24 protein-coding genes are annotated in these 18,057 nt (G+C 23.6%); 14 read left to right on the top strand and 10 right to left on the bottom strand.

The genetic code is table 11. The features are described 5' to 3' along the window. Nucleotides 1–630: 630 nt before the first annotated feature. The 4 genes from KGF39_RS08295 to KGF39_RS08280 all read left to right on the top strand — a co-directional run bounded on the left by KGF39_RS08295 (nucleotide 631) and on the right by KGF39_RS08280 (nucleotide 4,548). A complete protein-coding gene (locus tag KGF39_RS08295) occupies nucleotides 631–1,434 on the top strand; it encodes a hypothetical protein (protein ID WP_074178660.1) in 804 nt (267 codons plus the stop codon). A gap of 183 nt (nucleotides 1,435–1,617) precedes the next feature. Then, nucleotides 1,618–2,277 carry a hypothetical protein gene (locus tag KGF39_RS08290; protein ID WP_227821925.1) on the top strand — a complete coding sequence of 220 codons (660 nt, stop codon included), beginning with the start codon at nucleotides 1,618–1,620 and terminating at the stop codon, nucleotides 2,275–2,277. Then, nucleotides 2,267–3,631 (top strand): transposase, encoded by a 1,365-nt coding sequence (locus KGF39_RS08285; protein ID WP_227821924.1) that lies wholly within the window; start codon nucleotides 2,267–2,269, stop codon nucleotides 3,629–3,631. The genes KGF39_RS08290 and KGF39_RS08285 overlap by 11 nt, the downstream gene beginning before the upstream one ends. 215 nt (nucleotides 3,632–3,846) lie before the next feature. After that, the gene (locus tag KGF39_RS08280; RefSeq protein WP_227821923.1) at nucleotides 3,847–4,548 is read left to right on the top strand and encodes a Fic family protein; all 702 of its coding nucleotides are present in this window, start codon (nucleotides 3,847–3,849) and stop codon (nucleotides 4,546–4,548) included. Nucleotides 4,549–4,648: 100 nt separating this feature from the next. On the opposite strand, the gene KGF39_RS08275 is transcribed toward KGF39_RS08280, so the two are convergent. Next, nucleotides 4,649–5,743 (bottom strand): hypothetical protein, encoded by a 1,095-nt coding sequence (locus KGF39_RS08275; protein ID WP_227821922.1) that lies wholly within the window; start codon nucleotides 5,741–5,743, stop codon nucleotides 4,649–4,651. 27 nt (nucleotides 5,744–5,770) lie between these two features. Beyond that, nucleotides 5,771–5,980: a hypothetical protein gene (locus KGF39_RS08270; protein ID WP_227821921.1), complete on the bottom strand. Its 210-nt coding sequence runs from the start codon at nucleotides 5,978–5,980 to the stop codon at nucleotides 5,771–5,773. A 228-nt stretch (nucleotides 5,981–6,208) separates the two neighbouring features. Between KGF39_RS08270 and KGF39_RS08265 the strand changes: the two genes are divergently transcribed. Both KGF39_RS08265 and KGF39_RS08260 read left to right on the top strand, forming a co-directional pair. After that, nucleotides 6,209–6,436, top strand: a complete 228-nt coding sequence (locus KGF39_RS08265; RefSeq protein ID WP_074178668.1) for a hypothetical protein — start codon at nucleotides 6,209–6,211, stop codon at nucleotides 6,434–6,436. Nucleotides 6,437–6,495: 59 nt separating this feature from the next. Then, entirely contained in the window at nucleotides 6,496–6,714 is a 219-nt protein-coding gene (locus KGF39_RS08260; protein ID WP_074178669.1) for a winged helix DNA-binding protein, read from the top strand. A gap of 213 nt (nucleotides 6,715–6,927) precedes the next feature. On the opposite strand, the gene KGF39_RS08255 is transcribed toward KGF39_RS08260, so the two are convergent. Then, nucleotides 6,928–7,380, bottom strand: coding sequence for a hypothetical protein (locus KGF39_RS08255; protein WP_227821920.1), 453 nt, complete (start codon nucleotides 7,378–7,380; stop codon nucleotides 6,928–6,930). A 58-nt stretch (nucleotides 7,381–7,438) separates the two neighbouring features. Then, a complete protein-coding gene (locus KGF39_RS08250) occupies nucleotides 7,439–8,140 on the bottom strand; it encodes a hypothetical protein (RefSeq protein ID WP_227821919.1) in 702 nt (233 codons plus the stop codon). 266 nt (nucleotides 8,141–8,406) lie between these two features. Between KGF39_RS08250 and KGF39_RS08245 the strand changes: the two genes are divergently transcribed. Next, on the top strand, nucleotides 8,407–8,646 hold the full coding sequence (locus KGF39_RS08245; RefSeq protein ID WP_074178672.1) for a helix-turn-helix domain-containing protein: 240 nt from the start codon (nucleotides 8,407–8,409) through the stop codon (nucleotides 8,644–8,646). Nucleotides 8,647–8,680: 34 nt separating this feature from the next. On the opposite strand, the gene KGF39_RS08240 is transcribed toward KGF39_RS08245, so the two are convergent. Then, complete coding sequence (locus KGF39_RS08240) at nucleotides 8,681–8,887, bottom strand: hypothetical protein (protein WP_227821918.1); 207 nt, start codon at nucleotides 8,885–8,887, stop codon at nucleotides 8,681–8,683. A 111-nt stretch (nucleotides 8,888–8,998) separates the two neighbouring features. Between KGF39_RS08240 and KGF39_RS08235 the strand changes: the two genes are divergently transcribed. Beyond that, complete coding sequence (locus KGF39_RS08235; protein ID WP_227821917.1) at nucleotides 8,999–9,244, top strand: helix-turn-helix domain-containing protein; 246 nt, start codon at nucleotides 8,999–9,001, stop codon at nucleotides 9,242–9,244. 313 nt (nucleotides 9,245–9,557) lie between these two features. On the opposite strand, the gene KGF39_RS08230 is transcribed toward KGF39_RS08235, so the two are convergent. Together KGF39_RS08230 and KGF39_RS08225 are read right to left on the bottom strand one after the other, a co-directional pair. After that, a complete protein-coding gene (locus tag KGF39_RS08230) occupies nucleotides 9,558–10,685 on the bottom strand; it encodes a M56 family metallopeptidase (RefSeq protein WP_227821916.1) in 1,128 nt (375 codons plus the stop codon). Between the two features lie 100 nt (nucleotides 10,686–10,785). Further along, a complete protein-coding gene (locus KGF39_RS08225) occupies nucleotides 10,786–10,995 on the bottom strand; it encodes a BlaI/MecI/CopY family transcriptional regulator (protein WP_227821915.1) in 210 nt (69 codons plus the stop codon). 429 nt (nucleotides 10,996–11,424) lie between these two features. On the opposite strand from KGF39_RS08225, the gene KGF39_RS08220 reads away from it, so the two are divergent. Next, nucleotides 11,425–12,537: a tyrosine-type recombinase/integrase gene (locus tag KGF39_RS08220; protein WP_227821914.1), complete on the top strand. Its 1,113-nt coding sequence runs from the start codon at nucleotides 11,425–11,427 to the stop codon at nucleotides 12,535–12,537. A gap of 285 nt (nucleotides 12,538–12,822) precedes the next feature. On the opposite strand, the gene KGF39_RS08215 is transcribed toward KGF39_RS08220, so the two are convergent. Continuing rightward, nucleotides 12,823–13,419: a hypothetical protein gene (locus KGF39_RS08215; RefSeq protein ID WP_227821913.1), complete on the bottom strand. Its 597-nt coding sequence runs from the start codon at nucleotides 13,417–13,419 to the stop codon at nucleotides 12,823–12,825. 100 nt (nucleotides 13,420–13,519) lie between these two features. On the opposite strand from KGF39_RS08215, the gene KGF39_RS20230 reads away from it, so the two are divergent. Both KGF39_RS20230 and KGF39_RS08205 read left to right on the top strand, forming a co-directional pair. Then, complete coding sequence (locus tag KGF39_RS20230; protein WP_413927079.1) at nucleotides 13,520–13,747, top strand: IS3 family transposase; 228 nt, start codon at nucleotides 13,520–13,522, stop codon at nucleotides 13,745–13,747. Between the two features lie 51 nt (nucleotides 13,748–13,798). Beyond that, complete coding sequence (locus tag KGF39_RS08205; protein WP_227821911.1) at nucleotides 13,799–14,176, top strand: BlaI/MecI/CopY family transcriptional regulator; 378 nt, start codon at nucleotides 13,799–13,801, stop codon at nucleotides 14,174–14,176. A 126-nt stretch (nucleotides 14,177–14,302) separates the two neighbouring features. Here KGF39_RS08205 and KGF39_RS08200 read toward each other — a convergent pair whose 3' ends face one another. Next, on the bottom strand, nucleotides 14,303–14,680 hold the full coding sequence (locus KGF39_RS08200) for a helix-turn-helix domain-containing protein (protein WP_227821910.1): 378 nt from the start codon (nucleotides 14,678–14,680) through the stop codon (nucleotides 14,303–14,305). Nucleotides 14,681–14,893: 213 nt separating this feature from the next. On the opposite strand from KGF39_RS08200, the gene KGF39_RS08195 reads away from it, so the two are divergent. The 3 genes from KGF39_RS08195 to KGF39_RS08185 all read left to right on the top strand — a co-directional run bounded on the left by KGF39_RS08195 (nucleotide 14,894) and on the right by KGF39_RS08185 (nucleotide 16,990). Beyond that, nucleotides 14,894–15,274 carry a BlaI/MecI/CopY family transcriptional regulator gene (locus tag KGF39_RS08195; RefSeq protein WP_227821909.1) on the top strand — a complete coding sequence of 127 codons (381 nt, stop codon included), beginning with the start codon at nucleotides 14,894–14,896 and terminating at the stop codon, nucleotides 15,272–15,274. Between the two features lie 276 nt (nucleotides 15,275–15,550). Continuing rightward, nucleotides 15,551–16,315 carry a phospholipase D-like domain-containing protein gene (locus tag KGF39_RS08190; RefSeq protein WP_227821908.1) on the top strand — a complete coding sequence of 255 codons (765 nt, stop codon included), beginning with the start codon at nucleotides 15,551–15,553 and terminating at the stop codon, nucleotides 16,313–16,315. 153 nt (nucleotides 16,316–16,468) lie between these two features. Beyond that, nucleotides 16,469–16,990: a hypothetical protein gene (locus KGF39_RS08185; RefSeq protein ID WP_227821907.1), complete on the top strand. Its 522-nt coding sequence runs from the start codon at nucleotides 16,469–16,471 to the stop codon at nucleotides 16,988–16,990. 283 nt (nucleotides 16,991–17,273) lie between these two features. Here KGF39_RS08185 and KGF39_RS08180 read toward each other — a convergent pair whose 3' ends face one another. Beyond that, on the bottom strand, nucleotides 17,274–17,606 hold the full coding sequence (locus KGF39_RS08180) for a hypothetical protein (RefSeq protein ID WP_227821906.1): 333 nt from the start codon (nucleotides 17,604–17,606) through the stop codon (nucleotides 17,274–17,276). Nucleotides 17,607–18,057 lie beyond the last annotated feature (451 nt).

Genomic DNA, 18,057 nt, shown 5'->3' with positions numbered 1-18,057 from the left:
TTATGCAGTAAAATATAGTAAAGGAAGGTATGCAGACAAAAATGTCTATAAATATTTGGATGGAAAATGGTATAGAGTAATTTATAATAAAAATATAGTTTATGAAAATTAAATTATTAAATACAAGAAAATGAAAATTGAAAAAGAAGTATAAATAAGATTTTATTTATACTTCTTTTTCAAAAACTAACTTAGTATAATTTAAACAACTTGCAATATGATTATAATTTAAGCATGGCATTTTATAACTAACATAGTATAATTTAAACAATAATTTAAGCTTAAGGCTTTATAACTAACATAGTTTAATTTAAACAATAATTTAAGCCTAGTCCTTTATAACTAACATAGTTTAATTTGGACATGTATATTGCAAGTATAAACGTTAAATGTTTATGTTTTAATTATATAAAAAATAATCTAATGTGTCAAAATAAATTTGAATTAAAAATGTGAAAATAAATTTATTTCATTGCATATATAGTTTGCTAATAGTTGTTATAATTTAATTAAAACATAAAATAGAAGTTCACTCTTTAAATATAGAGTTTAATACAATATTAGATTAAAAAGCCAATAAAGAAAAATTTAAAATAAAAAATAAATATATGGATACTAGGGGGTATAAAAATGGAATTATATTTTAAAGAATATTTAGTTAAAAGATACTTAGAAATGGTTAAAGAAGCAGAAGCAAAAGAAAAACCATATTATGATAACATTTTAAAAATAGATGGAACTATATTATATAATATTTCCATAGAAGACGAAAGAATAAGAGATTTTGAGTATTATTGTAAGCAATATAACTATATTGCAACAGTAAGAAAAAATACAATCATAAACGGGGCTGAACATCTGATGATACATTCATCTCCCAACTATTTTATATTAACTGACAGTAATGAGTATGAAAATGCAACAGAAAAAGAGCAAAAAGAAATGGACAAGCAAATAACATATAACCTTGACTATAATGTTGCTAGAAAGCAAGTATTAAGAAAAGAAATTTCAAAGATGTTAAAAAAAATTGTTGATGTAGAAAATAAAAATAACTCTAATTATGATGATTTTGGAGGATTTGACGAAATGTATGGATACTATAATTATAAAGAATACAGTCTAGACAAAATAACAAATTATGAAAGAATCTTTCAAATTTTAGACCCAAATAATGTATATTCTAAATTAGAATTTGAATTTGGACTTCTAAAAGAAACACAAGATTTTATAACGCTTGATGTGTTTGGCGATGAATTAACATTTAAGAAAGATAATGTAAAGGAAGTATTTAAACAAAAATTTGAGTTTATTAATGAATTAGACAATAATAAAAATGGCATAATTGAATCTTATTCTATGTGTAATGCAATAGAATTATATAAGAGAAAATATAAAACAAATTTTGACAAAATATATATTAACGCATTATAGAATAAATATGCTATAGTTAAATAAAACAATAACATAAGATGTTTTTAAATATATATAGCATTTAAAAAGAATGAAAATGAATTAAACAATAACATAAGATGTTTTTAAATAGCATCAAATAAAATATTTTATATATTTATTTAAATTTTAATATGATAAATGTTCAAAAGGATGTGAAGAAGTATGAAAACTCCATCAAGATTTAGATATCGTCTTGAAAAAGGTGTTATAACAGAGGAAATATTGGGTATGGTTATATTTTCATTAAATAAAAAAGCTAAAATTTACAAAAGAGAAGAAGAAGATCAAAAAAAGTTTATTGATGGTGATTATTTATTAGAAGAAAAGTACAGACTTCAAAAAGAAGAGTATTATTCTAAGAAAAAATACTTATTATCCTTAATTAATCCAACTTGCATACATAAAGAAAATATACCTACAAGTTTTACAGTTTCATTAGATGACCATGATTTTGATAAAAATCATTGTGAATTTATTGAGGATATTACATATTTTGATAAAGATATAAAAGATTATGTAACAAAATATAAAGTATATGTAAAATACAATATAAACAACTATTATCTATTTTATAGACTTGATAGATTTTGTTTTCATGAATATATAGTAAAAAATGAATTTGTCGATGGTTATGTTTATAATATAAATGAAGATAACTTGATAAATAAATATAAATTAGATATACAAACTGTTGATAAAATATTTTCTCCTATAGTTGATAAGGAAGAATTATTATCTGATAAATTTTGTAATAAAGTTATTTACATGTTGGAAAATAACCTTGCAAATATCATACTGGAGGATATTACGAATGATAAGTAAAGTACAATTAAATCTTACTTGTAAAGATACTTCCTTTTATAGCTTTATTAGAAAAGAAAACTTTAAACAAAATAAAGCATTAAATACTGGATTAGCCTTGATGCATTCATATTCAATTCTTGAAAATGTCTCTGGTGGAGAAGAGGTAAAGATTGAAAAAGAAATAAAAAGAACTTTATCTAAAATAGAGAACCTTAAAAAAAGAATTGATACTAATGGAGAAAAGATTAATCTTGAACAAAAAAAGATTAATACTAATTTAGTCAAGCTAAGTAAGTTAAAAGAGAATAGATTGAAACTTAAAGATGATTTTAGAGATAATTATTTTGAGTCAGATTCTTTACAACATGTTTTAAAAACAATGAACATTATTCAAGAGGATACAGCAGATTTAGTTATTGAAAAGCTTAATAAAGACTATAGTTTAAATAGAATTCTTAAGGGTGAGGAATCACTTAAAACATATAATGAAAATACACCCTTAATGATTAACTCTAAAAAAATTATCTTTAAATATATTGACAATAACTTTTATATTAAAAATATGTTTGGATATAAAGTAAAAGTTAAAAATAATATAAGCTTCTTAAATAAATACAATAAATTTGTTAGTAATAAATATATCTTAAGTAGAATAGATGAAAATTTCAATCATGATATAGATAATACATACATATTAGACTTTATTATAAACAATATAGTAAATAAAAAATATAATATTTTTAACAGTTGTCTAAGGTTCACAAAGGATAACTTATTGATTATGGAGTTTCTGATTGATATGCCAGAAGTAAATGATAAATATATTCCAATTAAAAAAAGAACATTGGGCGTAGACTTGGGCATGAGAAATATTGCATATCTTTGTTTAAATGACAATATAAGCATTCATAAAAAAATAGGAACTAGTGATAAGTTTATTAAAGCAAGAAAGATAATAAATTTTCATGAGTTAAAAAACTCAGATAAATTAAACACAGTAAAACTCTATAAAAAAGTTGAGCTAGAAACATATTCTAATAGAATAATTAATCATATAATAGATTTTGCTAAATATAATTTTTGTGAGTATATAAATTTAGAAAAATTACAAGTTAATGAATTTGGTAAAAATCTATTTGATGGGTGGACATATGCTAACTTTCAAAAAAATATTGAACATGAAGCTGCCAAAGAGGGCATTATTGTAAGATATATTAATCCATCTTTCACAAGTCAAAAATGTTCAAAATGTGGTTATATACATAAGAGCAACCATATTTTAAGTGATTTTAAATGTTCAAAATGTGGATTGAAACTAGATTCAGATTATAATGCTGCTATAAACATAGCTAGAAGCAATGATTTTATGTAAATAATATATACAGTCAGTTTTTAGGTAGATTGTTCAAAACTAATATTATAGAAATACTTTATTTAAAACAATAAGAAGTGATATAATTATAACCTCTTATTAGTTTCTTTCTATAAGCAACTCTTAAAATATGACAGAATGAAAATATATACTATAGAGATTACAAGAAGTCGTAAGTAATCTTTGATAATAAAAGTATAGATTGAGGTGGTAATATGGACAATCAGTTTTTAAATAAATTACTTGAAACTAGAGAAATTAAAAATTCACTATATGGTGTATTAAAACATAATTTTCTGTACCACTCTAATAAGATAGAAGGTAGTACTTTTACTACTGAAGCATTAGCTTTATTACTTGATAAGAATGTTGTTACAGGAAGACATACTTTAGATGATGTGCAAGAAACGGTTAATTCCAGCTATGTTTTTGATATGATAATTGATTCATTAGGAGAAAAAACAACACATAATTTCTTTAAAAAATTACATTCAAGCTTAATGTTCAATACAACTTTACATTCTAGAAGTATGGCTGGTATATATAAAACTATACCAAACATGATAATAGGAACTAATGCAGATATAGCACAGCCCTTTGAGGTAGAACCAAAGCTTGATGAGTTAATTGAATGGTACTATAATCAGAAAGAGATAACAATGAGTTCTATAGCTGAATTTCATTATAGATTTGAACTAATACATCCATTCCAGGATGGAAATGGTCGTATTGGCAGATTTCTTATGTTAAAACAAATGTTAGAGAATAATCTTCCTGTAAAAATTGTATCTTGGGATAATGAAGATTTATATAGAAATTCCTTAAGTTTATGTAGTATTGGAGATTATACTCATTTAACTTTATACTTAGAAAACTTAGAAGACTTTAGAGAAGTATATAAAATGTTATGGAGATAATTATCTAAAGCAATAATAAATGATATTATTATTATTTATTATTGCTTTAATGTTCTAGGATGGAAATTTTATAAGTGGCTCTAAATATAAATTAGGTTGTTTAATCTGATATTCTTTCCACTTTATATCCCATTGGTTCTATATAATTTATACATATTTCAGGGCATGTCAACCCAAAATGCACATCACCTTTTATAATTTTAATGCCTTTTAATTTATGAGTTTTTCCATCATTAGTTATCCATAAACCCTCAGAGATTTCTCTTAATCCCACCATTTTTGATAATTTAGCTTTTACTCTGTTTAACTCATGTTCAACTACATTTTCCAGCGTCCTTTTCCTATTAAATCTATTCTTTTCATAATCATAGGTATCTACACTCTCAGCTTTTTTATTTCTACATTCTATTTCATAAGCTTCATAAGCTTCTTTTTGAATTTTAGAATATAAACATCTTGTATAAAAGTTACTATGTATATTAATCTTTGCTTCAATGGCAGAATTTATACAGGGTTCATCTTTATTAAAAACAATTACTGTTGCATTATACTTATCCCAAATATCAGCATTTTCATTTCTTATATTTATTTCATTTTCACCTAACATACAAAATAAAGTCTGACCTCTATTAGTCTTTAACCTGCAGATAAATTCTTCTCTATCACATTCATATATTCCTTCTATTTTATGTTGTATGTAGCCAAACTCAATCGGTATTTTATTTTCAATTACTATTGTATAATAACTTGGTATTGATATTTGAAATCCTCTTTGTATTTCATTCTTGAGCATAAAAATAATATTTTTTTTGATAAACTCTTTACTGTTATAAAAATCATTTACCATTTTACTAAAGCCACTAATGACTTTCTGCTTAAATATACAGTTCTCATTATGTTTATTGTTAGATTTATGTTTTACAAAAAATCTAACTATAGTACCATTTTGTTTTTCATATGTACGATTTATTGTGAGTTGTTGTAAACAATATGGACAAATTAAATTATCAAGTGTAGTAACCAAATCAGAATCAGTATGTACAAAATAAAACTTCCCATTTCGATTTGTTAATACATAGTTTAAATGATGTGAGCTGTTGTTTAATATTCTATGTTCTATTAATAAATCTATTTTATTAGTTATATCTGATTTAACTTCTATTAATACTAGTGATTTAGATTCTATTGACTCCATAAGCATTTAATCTCCTTAAAATATATATTATTTACATTTAAATAAACTCCTTATGAGATTAAATACAATAAACCCAATTGTTAAACCTAGTACATCTATTGGTATAGATTTTATGTTGTTAAAGCTATTTAGAGCAGATAAACCTAATAGTACAATGGAAACTGTAGCCATATAAAAAATAACAGTTAAAATTGGTATTGAGATACTTATTTCTAGCTCTAATTCATGCTCTTTCATAATGCCACTCCTTTCAACATTAATTTATTTAGTTTTATTATAGCATTTTACCTTAAAAATGGCATTCTCATAAAATGATGCTACAACACTTATTTTGTACATTGAAACATAATATTTTTAGACATTATAATTAAGGTAATTCATAATATTCCTAAAATACAAAATAACAGGGCCATTATATGTTATAATATAATAAATATATTATTTTATTAATGAGAGGTGAACTTTATGACAAAATATTATATAACTGATTATACAACAGATGATGGAGTAAGTATTGAAATTCTTCAAGCCTGGGAGTATAACAATGAAAATAATTGCTATACTAAACTACTTAGTAAAAAGATTTTAAATAATGCTATATGTAATGAAGAAATATTATGCTATCAAGATCCATCTTCAGAAGGTTATTCTGGATGTGAGATAGATCATGAGGAATATATAAAATTAGCATAGTGCTTATTTTTACCCTCTAGCCGAACGTATGTTTTACAAAAGTAAAGGGATGTGTATATATGAGTAAAGATTTATCAGACAATCAGCTTCTAATTTTAAATGTGATAAAAAAAGAAATATCAACAAAAGGATATCCACCTTCTATCAGAGATATTGGCTATTCTGTTGGCCTTAGTTCAACTTCATCTGTATATGAGAACTTGAATAAGCTAGAAGCTAAAGGATATATTAAGAGAGAGCCAAATAAACCAAGAGCAATTCAAATTTTAGAAAGATAGTAATGAATTAAGAAGATAGAAAAAAATTAAATAATCCACTTAAAAGTCAGTAAGTTTATATTGCCTTTCAAGTGGATTATTATTAATCACGTTCTAATTTTAATTTTTTAAGCTTGTACAAATGGATTTCATCTTCATCATTATTAAATTTATATATATGACATATGTTTATCTACTTAATCTATTATACATTATTGAGTATATGGTATTTATTTAAAACTCTTCAAAGAAATCCTTTTTTATTTCTGAACATTTAGTATTTCTTATATCTTCTAATACCTTTAATGCACTAAAATCAATTAAATTATAGTATTTATATTTTAGATTTATTTCCTTTATCTTTGAGCACAGTAAATAAGTAAATAGTACTATACCAAAAACAAATAAGTATTTTAATGGTGAATTAGAAGCATGATAAACATTAATGCTTAAAAATAAATATATAAAAATACTTATAATCGTTATAAACATACAAACTATTTTTCGCTTTAACTTTCTTTCCCTCATACAAATTCTTATAGAAGCATCTTCACTTATTATATCTCTATGTAATTGATAAATATCAAAATTTCTATATTTATCTTCATACTTTTCCTTATTTAATTTATAATATATTTCTAGTATTTCCTTTTCAGAATCATTTTGGATTTCATATATATAAGACATCTGTTATCTCCTTCAGTTTATTTCTTTATCATCTATCAATAATTCCTTTTTAATAATTTTATTGATTTACTGTATCATAATCTTTGATATACTCTACTATTTTATAAAATATAGGTGTTAAAGTTCCTAAACCTCCAGAATAACTACGAAATGCACCAGTTAATTCTTTATAACAGCCTGTTCTACTTGTTGAGATTAAAATCGCTTCTATTTCTTCTTTTTCAATATAATATTGATTGTGTATATCTTCTATGAATTTATTCCAATAATTAGAAATAACATTTGGATTAATGGCATTTTCTTTATCTAGATGTTTATTTTCGTATGTATATAATTTTGACAATATCGCCATTTCTCTATTAGAAAGTTCTACTATTTTTTTTAATAATTCTTCATATATATCAATATCTAATGAATGGTCATTTGAGCTTCCAATTAGAAATTTAGCAAAACATCTAATCTTTTCCTCTTTATATGTTTCCATAACAGCTTTATGTGTTATAGTAAAACGCTCTATGAATATATCTGATGTTATAATTTCTTCTGTTAATCTTGGATTTTTATCTAGTTCTTTAAAAAAAAGTTTTCTATTACTCTCAATTCTTTGATTTGTCGACTGGAAAACAAGGTTAGCTATTGCAGCTATTTGTGGACATAAAATTTGTGAAAGTGCATATAATGGTTCCCACATGCTCCTTATATCTTGACCCATATCTTGAATTATATTTTTGATTTTCTTTTCTAAGTTTTTGTCATCCATAATTTTTCATTCTCCTTTTAAAGTAAGATAATTTATCTACAACTCTTTTATCATATCTTAAGTTCATCTAATAACACATTAAAAAAATGTAATATTCCTTCTAATTATAATTTTATATTAATATCATATATTTTTCTATATAGACAAAAAATATATTTATATATGAGTTGAAATGTAATTGTACAATTACATTTTTTATATGTTTTTTTGTTAGACTCAAGGGAAAGTGTAATTTCAGAATTACAAGTTTTAAAGGAGGAAAAATGATGCCACAATGGATTTATCAAGATTATAGAATAGGAAGTGCCTTGAAAAAATTGCGTAGAAAATCAGGATTATCACAAGAACAAGTATCTTCAAAATTGCAAACAATGGGCTGCAATGTTTCTCGGGCAATGTATGCTCAAATGGAAACAGGTACATATGGCATTCGGATAAGTGTATTAGTTGCACTTAAACATATATTTAATGCAGAATATGCAGATTTTTTTTCAGACTTGCCTTAGTTAAACAAGTTTTAATACTTCTAAGTAATATTTATTATATTTCTATTTTATTCTTCTCATTAAGAAGATAATTTAATCTATATGAAATCATATAACTTAACTCATAAAAACCAGCATCTTCAAGCATTCGCATAACTTTGTAATTATTTTGAGGTCCTGTTTCTCTAATACCACATATAATTTCCCATTCATGTGGGTGTTCTATGAACCATTGTGCTAGAACTATATTTTTCTTATTCAAGTATATACACCTCCGATTGTAATTCTACAATTACAATTATAGCTAATATTTATGCTAATATCAAGTGAAATATGTAATTCTACAGTTACAAATACTTAAGGAGGATAGACCTTGTCACAGTGGCTTTATCAAGAATATAATTATACTATAGGAAGTGCATTAAAAAGGTTACGCAAAAAAACAGGATTATCGCAAGAACAAGTGTCTTCAAAATTACAAACAATGGGGTGTGATGTTTCTCGATCAGCATATGCTCAGATGGAAACAGGTACATATGGCATTCGGATAAGTGTGTTAGTTGCACTTAAACATATATTCAATGCAGAGTATAAAGATTTCTTTTCAGACTTGCCTTAAAATTGAATTTAATATGTATATATCCCTTAATCATAAAAAGGTATGTGCTATACATACCTTTACTCAGTTAGTGTGAAATTTTTATAATTGTATGCTTTATATTATTTTTCTTAGCTTTTTCATTATAAATTAAATGGAAAAATTTATGTAAAAAGTCTTTGTTGTAATTATCATAGTCAATATAAAGTACAAAAAAACAATAATTCTTATCAAGAAAAAAATCAATCACATTTCTTCTTCCAAATACATTCATGTCTTATCAGATATACAATAAAATACTAATAAGACAACTCCTCATAGTTTACATAAAATATTATTCTATTGTATTGTCTGTATTATATATATCTATTTTATCAGTATCTCTAGGAACTTTACCTATTTTTTTACATTTTTCTTCATAAAGTTTTCTTACATCTTCTGGAGCTGTTGCATATGTATAATCTGTAGTTTCAAAACTAAATCCAGTACTTGGTGTAACAGTCTTATTTCTAGATAAGATTTTTTTCTTTATTGGTGCTTGTGCATTTATATCAATAAAAGAAAAACATGAACCTATAAATATTAAAATAGCAAGGATTATTCCACGTCTTCCTCTTCTTTTTCCTAGACTTTCTATTCTTATTTCTAAATTTGTTTTTGTAAACTCTGTTACTAACATGCCCATATTATTTAAATTACTTAGTTTAATTGCATGTAAAATGGTCAATGCATATTCTTTTTTCTGTTTTGGTGAACATTCATTAATAACACTTTCATCACAACATAGTTCACAGTCAGAATTTATTTTCTTACTCATAATATAAACAAAAGGATTAAACCAATAAATAGATTTTACAAAAACCACTATGAATTTTATTAAGATATCTCTATGTTTAAAATGTGTTAATTCATGTTTTAAAATCCAGTAAATATTTTCTTTATCATATGGAAGATCCAATAAAAATATGTATGGTTTAAATAATCCTATACCTGCTGGGCTGGCCAATTCATCTGTAATCCTTAGAGGGATATCTCTTTTTATATTTAATTCAGTTAATAATTTTTTATAAGTATAAGTTATATTTTCATCTTCAACCTCAAAAGAAGTATCAACAATGAGATTCTTAAACCTTATATATTTAATTAATATATGAGATAAATAAAATATAACTCCAATTATCCAAATACATACAAATAAAAATGTAAGGTTTTTATCTGCATGATTATTATTAAAATTAGTTATATTATCAATTAGAGTATAACTTTCTTCTGTTTTTGTAGTAAATTCAATTGAACAAGATATTGAGAAAAATAGCGTTCTAAAAAGAACAATTAACCAAATATAATAATTAAATTTTTTACTAAATATTTTAAATAGACATGTTTTTAGAAATATTAATATACAAATACCCAAACTACTTACAATTGTTGTTCTTAATAAATTTTCAAATAAAACATTCATTTATTCATCCAGATCCTTTGCTATTTCTATAAGATATTTTAAAGTTTTCTTTTTCCAATAAAATTTTCAATTTTAAAGTTTAAATATTCTCTCTTTCTAACTACAATTTTATAATATGTGTATTTAGCAATTTTTCAACTGATAAAAATTCTTTTTTAACTAGCTTTGATAATAATGGAAGTGTTGTATAAGGTTTACAATTATATTTATTTTCCATAAACTCAATGACTTCCTTAGAAATCACTTCATCATTTTTTTCCCAAATAAATTTCATTACCATTAGTTCTTCTTGTTGTATTTTTTGTATCATAAGACACCCCCTAGAATATATTACAATTTAATACTACAAAGTTAAAATAAATTGCATTAATAAAATTCTTGTCTACTAAGATAATTTTACATGAATAGTTAAGAATATTCTATATAAAGTTTGATATAAGTTATCACAAAAATACTCACCTTTTAAATGCCTGTTAGAAAGGAATATTTTTTGTTGCCTTATAATTTATCCTATATAAGATTACAGTGTCTTAAAATCGAAATTAATATTTAATTATTAAATAATAACTAATATCATAGAATATTTAATTCTATGATATTTTTTCTAATATATTGATATTACTAAGTTGTACTGTTTATTTATTAATAAATTTCAGTTATAATTCAGCAAAATCGTACTTTTATTTAATTTTTAATGGTATAATTAACATATAAAGTTTTTTAAGAAAGGTGGTTTTCTATGACTGGGTTTATAAGAATCGTAAATAAAAAGTATATAGTCTACTTAGAATATAAGGATGAACTTACTGGAAAGAAAAAGCAAAAGAACATGGGTTCTTTCACTAAAAAAAGAGAAGCTAATAAAAGACTGGCAGAAGTAAAAGATAGTATGTATAAAAATAATATACTAATCCCAAATAATATTTTATTTGAGCATTTTTTAAAAACATTCATAGAAGAATATAAATCTAGATGGTCAATAACTACCTATAGTAAATATATTAATATATGCAATAAATACATAATAGCACATCTTGGTAAAATGAGATTACAAGATATTGATACAATACATATACAAAATTATATAAATACCTTGTCAGATACTCTAAGTTCTAAAACCTTAAAAATACATATTAATATAATGAAACTTGCATTTGAAAGTGCTTTTGATTTAAGAATAATTGATAAAAATCCAACTAAAGGAATAGATTTAGTTAAATCAAAGAAGTTTAAAAATGAAATTTATGATGAAGAACAAATAATAAGATTATTAGAAGCTTGTAAAAATACTGCTTTAGAGCTTCATATAAATTTAGGTGTTGGTCTTGGTATGAGAATATCTGAAATATTAGGTCTTTCATGGGAAAATATAGACTTCGAGAGAAAAATAATTTCAATAGAGAAAATCACTGCAAAGGTTAATGGAGAAGTCATACTTAAGGATACCAAAACTGAGAGTTCAATCAGAAAGATATCAGCTCCAGATAAAATAATGAATCTCATATTAAAACATAAATTAGAGCAAGAAAGAGAGCTGCTAAATGGTAGTATTGAGAATAAATACAATCTATTATTTATTAATAAGAAAGGTTTTCCTATAGATGAAAGTGTTATAAGTCATAGATTTAGAAGATTCCTGGAATCTGAGCAACTTCCTCATATTAGATTTCATGATTTAAGACATTCTCATGTTACATTACTTATGAACTCACATATTCCCATAAAGGTTATTTCAGAAAGAGTTGGCCATTCAAATGTTAATACCACTCTAAACATATATTCTCATGTACTTGATGAAATGGACCGAGAGGCTTCAGATAAAATAGCAGGTAAATTATATAATGTTAATTAATAATCATTGTTAAATTAATAAATTTAATAATAAAAATTAAAGGTATAAAACTAAGAAAATTTTTAAGAAAGCTCTTATATTGGCATATAAAGCATCTTTTTATAGTTTCATAGTTTAAACATGTTTTTACAATATAGCCTCATTCATTTTATTATAATATTAACTGAATGAGGCTATAGAAAATGCATTAAAATATATTACTTACTAAAATTCAGAGTAGAAGTTATCAGGTTTAAAAGTCCATTTTTATTAACTTCAAAAGTTATATTATTTATTAAAAAAAAGTCATTGAATTGGAGCGAAAAGATCATTATAAGATTCCACGAGTGGTTCTAGTATATCTCTAACATTATCATATTCAAAATAATTATCAGTTTTCTCCAGGTCTTCACATAAAACATCAAGAATTATATTTATACTTTCATAGATAGTTATTAAAATATGTTCAAAACCATCTGACTCATTCATACCAAGATAAACTACAGTATTTCTTAGTTTTCCTAAATCAGAAAGCACTCTTTGAGTTTTTTTATCAGCATTAAATGCATCACAATAAATAGTTATTAATTTTGTATAATCAATAGTTTTGATTTCTTCTCTTTTCATTAAAAACTCGTCTAAAAATAAAATAGTATTAGGGTAATTTCTAATTTTCTTGTATTCATCTACTTTATTTGGAAGTAAATTTTCATATATTAATAATTCATTTTCATTTATAAGCATTGATTCAAGCAGTAATTCAATAGATTTATGTAAATATATAATAGTTAGTTCTAAGCTTATATTATCTTTCTTATGCTCCTTGTTAGTATTGTAGTCATGAAAATATTCATTAACTAATTTAAGTAAATCAATGGCATTATCTATCATTTTTAATTTCATACTAATTTTTCCTTCCTTATAATAGGATATTTATTTTCTATACTTATTGTATCTATATATTTCCAATATTTCAATCCTTATTCAATGAAAAAAGCTTCGCTTGTCAATGTACTATTTAAGGAAATTTGATACATATGAACAATTAATTAAAGCAATAGAGAATTATATATATTACTATAATAATTTTAGATATCAAAAGAAATTAAATTCTATGTCTCCACTTGAATTTAGGTTATACCACAAATTAAAAATATTAAAACAAAATTTTGTGAATACCTGCTTAATTATTATTCTAATTATATGGAAAAAATTGGATTTGATTGTATGAAATTATTGTTATAATATTTAGTTAAATAAACAAATGACTGGAGCGATAATTATGTGTTTAAGAAGACTTTCAAAATCAGAATTAACTGTAATGAAATTCATTTGGAATTTAGATGCAAAAGTAAAATCATATGATGTTATTAATTATATGAAAGAAAAACACAGTTGGTCAGAAAAAACAACCTTAAAAACTTTATCAAAGTTATCAAATAAAAGATTTCTATATATTCAAGAAACAAGCAAATGTACATATTATACAATCTCAATTAAAGAGGATAAGTACTATGAATTCATATCAAAAAAAATACATAAACTTTTATGTTATAACTTTATAAAAAGTCTTTTAGTATCGTTATCTCAAGAAGAATTAACACATGAAAAAATAACTTCATTAGAAACATGGATAAAAAACTGGGAAGAAGATGACTAAAGATTATATACTATTTCTTAAATTAAAATTTTAATATGACTTACCATATACACAATTTATTATAAAAAATTTAATCTTAATTTTCTATTTTTGACACTGTAATATATATAATCCGTATATACTTAATTAAAAATCTGGATTTTGCATACTAAACTGGTTTCTTATTTTTCTATCTTTACGCATTACTTCTTTCATATATTTTAAAACATCAACAAGCATTCTAACTTCATACTCATCACAGTCGTTAAAAATTTCTTTAGCTTCTCCCTCAAATATAATTTTAGAATTTAATACATTATCACATAATAATTCATCTATCGTTACAGAAAGAACATTAGCAATATTAATTAAAACAGGCAAACTTACCTTTGTTTTTGCAGTCTCTATATTACTCATATGAGATGGGGTTATATCTATCTTTTCTGCAACTACCTCCTGAGTCACACCTTTCTTAATTCTTGCAATTTTAATTCTTTTTCCTAATGATTTGTAGTCTACATCCATAAATTATACTCTCCTTTCTGTTTTTTATATTGTAACCATTTGCATAGTATAATATAATAGTCTATATGCATGAATAATTTATATAAAGCATTTTAGCCTTCAATAAGTTCTAAAAATTATTGAAAATAAGATAGCTACCCCACCATAAAAATTTTTCTGTAAGAAATTAAAAATATAATTATTACTTATCTTGAATTAGAGAGGGTTGTTCATATGTTGATACAAAAAATACCACAAGCGGAATTGAAAATAATGAAATTTATTTGGAAAAAAAATAGCATAGTTACATCAAAAGAAATTGTTGTAGCTATGGAATTAGAATGTGACTGGAAACAAACAACTACATTGACCCTTTTGAGAAAACTTGTTGAAAAGAATTTTTTATATGCTGAAAGAATTAAAGGACTAACACATTATGAAATAATCATAACCAAAGAAATTTATTTACAATTTATAACTAAAAAATTTTTAGAGGAAGTACATTCTAGTTCTATAGAAAGTTTATTTAGTTCTTTAGAGGAAGTATATTCTAGTTCTATAGAAAGTTTAATTAGTGCTTTAGAAGATTATTTAACTATTAATAAAAAATCTTAACTTTAAGAAAGCAAGATATTAATGAAATGGATAGAGAAACTGATGGATAAGGAGAATTTTTCAAAACCCCTGTAAATAGAAACTAGAGCTTCATTTCTATAATAGTATATACAAATTATAGTAAGTGATGATACTTCTAAGGTTATAGAAAAGATAGTTGATGTAAAAGTAAGTATAATAAATATAAGACTATAGAAGATTATCTAGAATATTTTAATGATGAACTTAAAAATAGTTTTATGTTTTGATGTATTTCTAAGGAGGGGATGATATAAAATGAGAAATGAAATCAAAATAAATGATGATGTAAAATTAATAATGACAAATGATGAGTTTAGATACTCTGAAGTATTAGATACATTAGAAAAAGCTACATTTGTAAGAATTGTTACATATAATATCTCAGCTGAAAGTAAGCAATTAATTGAAAAAATAGAAAACTTCAAAGAAGATAAAGATGTAGTTATTATCACAAATATCCCAGCTCGTTTTAAGAAATACACAAGCTCTTATGCCAAAAATAGAGCAAAGAAAACAATAGCTAATTACATAGATAAACTTAATCCAGAGAAGTATGATGCAAATATGAGAACTTTCTTTAACTTCGGAAATCATTCCAAAATAATAATGACAGATGCAGTAGCATACATAGGTTCTGCAAACTTTTCCGATGAGAGTAAGAAGAATAATGAAGAGTATCCTGAGATATTTCAAGATTTAGATTTAAGTATATGTGAAGAAATTATAACCTATTTTAAAAGAAATTCAAAATTAGAGAAATTTTCAAGATTTGATGTAGATAATAAAACAAGTGAATTATTCGAAGAGTATGCTTCAGCTGGAAATCCTGAAAAAATAGATTCTTATGCTCAAGTGGCAGCTCAAAATGCAAGTGATATACAAGAGAATTTAATAACTGAAATTTATCAAACATCATTAGATGGCATGAAGGTTATTAAAAAAACGGTTAACTTTTTACTTAGCATTTTGAAGATGCTAGATAAGAAAAAAGCAGTAAATACAAATGTAGATAATACCTAATTAGAATTATTCAGTTTTAATATATATTTAGTAAACTTTGATAGATTAAAAAAATTTATAATAAAGAGAGTATATAAATTTAATGATGAAAAATGACATTAAGTAAGCTATACTTATAATGTAGAATACAAATAATTGGAGGGATAGACCAATATGTTTAAAATAGAAATTGGTAAAAAATTAGAAGCAGAAGTACCAGATGGTTTAAGTATTACTTTTAGTGAAACTGGATTTACAGCTATATTTAAATTAGACAATTTATCAGACAAAGAAATAATTGAATTTAGAAAAGGTAATTTAAGAATAGATGTATCTTTTTTAGACAAAATTATTTTCTTCGTATTTACAAACACAATGGGTATAGGAGATGCAGATATACCATTTACAATTCATTTATCTAAATGTAAAGAATTTCAAGAACTTGAAGAAAATGAAGGATATGCAATGGATCTAATGTTAGTAGAAGCTAATAATAATATTGTAAAAGGTTTCAGACGTGTTGGTCTTAATGTAAATACATCTAAATATTTAAAAAAATGTGCAATGGAACAATTATCACATGATTTTAATAAGGATGAACATGTGAGAAAAATCAAGGAAATACAAAGAAAATACAACTCAAGAGAAATAAAAAAATTAGCAGGAGCATATTCTAAGTTTGAAAGAAAACAGTAATCATAGTATAAGTATTAATAAATCATTGCAAAAAAATCAATTATGTTTTATTCAAAGAAGATGTGAAAATAAATGGCAATGCAGCTTTAAAAAATACATTGACACTGATAATATTATAGAGTTAGATATATGATTTGTACATATAAAGAGAAATAAAATATCTTAATTTAGTATTGTATAGAGAGTTACTTGATTAAAATTAAAATAAAAGCTACAAGATAAGAAAATCTGTAGCTTTTTAAGTTATTATTTATTTGATTAGTTTTAGCTTTGTTATATTTATCTAATTTATAAATTTAATTATTTTAATTATAATATATGCTAATATTTTTGCTACAAACCATTTAAATTCAGGCTTTATTCCTAAATCCATTAATATATGGGAGATAAGAATTTCAATCACTTTACCTAAAAAAATATTTATAAACCTCGGAAATTTATAAGGTATTTTATGATTCATTATTAATATTTTGTCTACTTTTAAATTAAAATAATAACTATATTTTGAAAATTTTAATTTAAAGTTAATACAATTTTGTTTTCCATCGCAATATTTTAAAACTAATTTTAATTTACTTTTACCCATCTCATTAGTTTTAATCTTTATTTTTGTCATATTTTTTTCCTCCGTTAATTATAGTCAACATAAATTCGTAATAATTAATCGAAATAATCACAGAAATTTATATTGCTATATATATCAAGAAAATATGAAAAAAAAATTGCTGATTTTTTTTGCTTTTTTCTTTTTAAAGTTTTTTAATAAAACTGATTCGAATTAGGTTTTTTTAATGTATAATTTAATAAGAAATTGATAAAGGAGAATTTTATGCTATTATTAAATATAATTTTTATCTGCATAGTATTTTTTATTTTATGTTTTTCTTTAAAAAATAAATTTACTTTTATGTGTACACTAATCACATTAACTTTCTACACATTTTTAATTTCATTTATAAGTTTATTCATTTTAATAAATTATAAATTTATGAAATCATCAATATTAGTATACTTTATACCTACACTTTCATTAATTGCATACTTATATTTTGGTGTCTTTATTAATA

This window comes from Clostridioides sp. ZZV14-6345, from assembly GCF_020657775.1.
GTDB lineage: Bacteria > Bacillota > Clostridia > Peptostreptococcales > Peptostreptococcaceae > Clostridioides > Clostridioides difficile_D.
This window is presented reverse-complemented; position numbering and strand designations above follow the sequence as displayed.

Coding starts and splice junctions, on each gene's coding strand:
- KGF39_RS08180 (WP_227821906.1), bottom strand. CDS start 17,606: ATGACAAAAATAAAGATTAAAACTAATGAGATGGGTAAAAGTAAATTA.
- KGF39_RS08195 (WP_227821909.1), top strand. CDS start 14,894: ATGTTGATACAAAAAATACCACAAGCGGAATTGAAAATAATGAAATTT.
- KGF39_RS08265 (WP_074178668.1), top strand. CDS start 6,209: ATGACAAAATATTATATAACTGATTATACAACAGATGATGGAGTAAGT.
- KGF39_RS08245 (WP_074178672.1), top strand. CDS start 8,407: ATGCCACAATGGATTTATCAAGATTATAGAATAGGAAGTGCCTTGAAA.
- KGF39_RS08295 (WP_074178660.1), top strand. CDS start 631: ATGGAATTATATTTTAAAGAATATTTAGTTAAAAGATACTTAGAAATG.
- KGF39_RS08250 (WP_227821919.1), bottom strand. CDS start 8,140: ATGGATGACAAAAACTTAGAAAAGAAAATCAAAAATATAATTCAAGAT.
- KGF39_RS08285 (WP_227821924.1), top strand. CDS start 2,267: ATGATAAGTAAAGTACAATTAAATCTTACTTGTAAAGATACTTCCTTT.
- KGF39_RS08205 (WP_227821911.1), top strand. CDS start 13,799: ATGTGTTTAAGAAGACTTTCAAAATCAGAATTAACTGTAATGAAATTC.
- KGF39_RS08190 (WP_227821908.1), top strand. CDS start 15,551: ATGAGAAATGAAATCAAAATAAATGATGATGTAAAATTAATAATGACA.
- KGF39_RS08270 (WP_227821921.1), bottom strand. CDS start 5,980: ATGAAAGAGCATGAATTAGAGCTAGAAATAAGTATCTCAATACCAATT.
- KGF39_RS08185 (WP_227821907.1), top strand. CDS start 16,469: ATGTTTAAAATAGAAATTGGTAAAAAATTAGAAGCAGAAGTACCAGAT.
- KGF39_RS08215 (WP_227821913.1), bottom strand. CDS start 13,419: ATGAAATTAAAAATGATAGATAATGCCATTGATTTACTTAAATTAGTT.
- KGF39_RS08230 (WP_227821916.1), bottom strand. CDS start 10,685: ATGAATGTTTTATTTGAAAATTTATTAAGAACAACAATTGTAAGTAGT.
- KGF39_RS08225 (WP_227821915.1), bottom strand. CDS start 10,995: ATGATACAAAAAATACAACAAGAAGAACTAATGGTAATGAAATTTATT.
- KGF39_RS08290 (WP_227821925.1), top strand. CDS start 1,618: ATGAAAACTCCATCAAGATTTAGATATCGTCTTGAAAAAGGTGTTATA.
- KGF39_RS08200 (WP_227821910.1), bottom strand. CDS start 14,680: ATGGATGTAGACTACAAATCATTAGGAAAAAGAATTAAAATTGCAAGA.
- KGF39_RS08255 (WP_227821920.1), bottom strand. CDS start 7,380: ATGTCTTATATATATGAAATCCAAAATGATTCTGAAAAGGAAATACTA.
- KGF39_RS08220 (WP_227821914.1), top strand. CDS start 11,425: ATGACTGGGTTTATAAGAATCGTAAATAAAAAGTATATAGTCTACTTA.
- KGF39_RS08280 (WP_227821923.1), top strand. CDS start 3,847: ATGGACAATCAGTTTTTAAATAAATTACTTGAAACTAGAGAAATTAAA.
- KGF39_RS08275 (WP_227821922.1), bottom strand. CDS start 5,743: ATGGAGTCAATAGAATCTAAATCACTAGTATTAATAGAAGTTAAATCA.
- KGF39_RS08260 (WP_074178669.1), top strand. CDS start 6,496: ATGAGTAAAGATTTATCAGACAATCAGCTTCTAATTTTAAATGTGATA.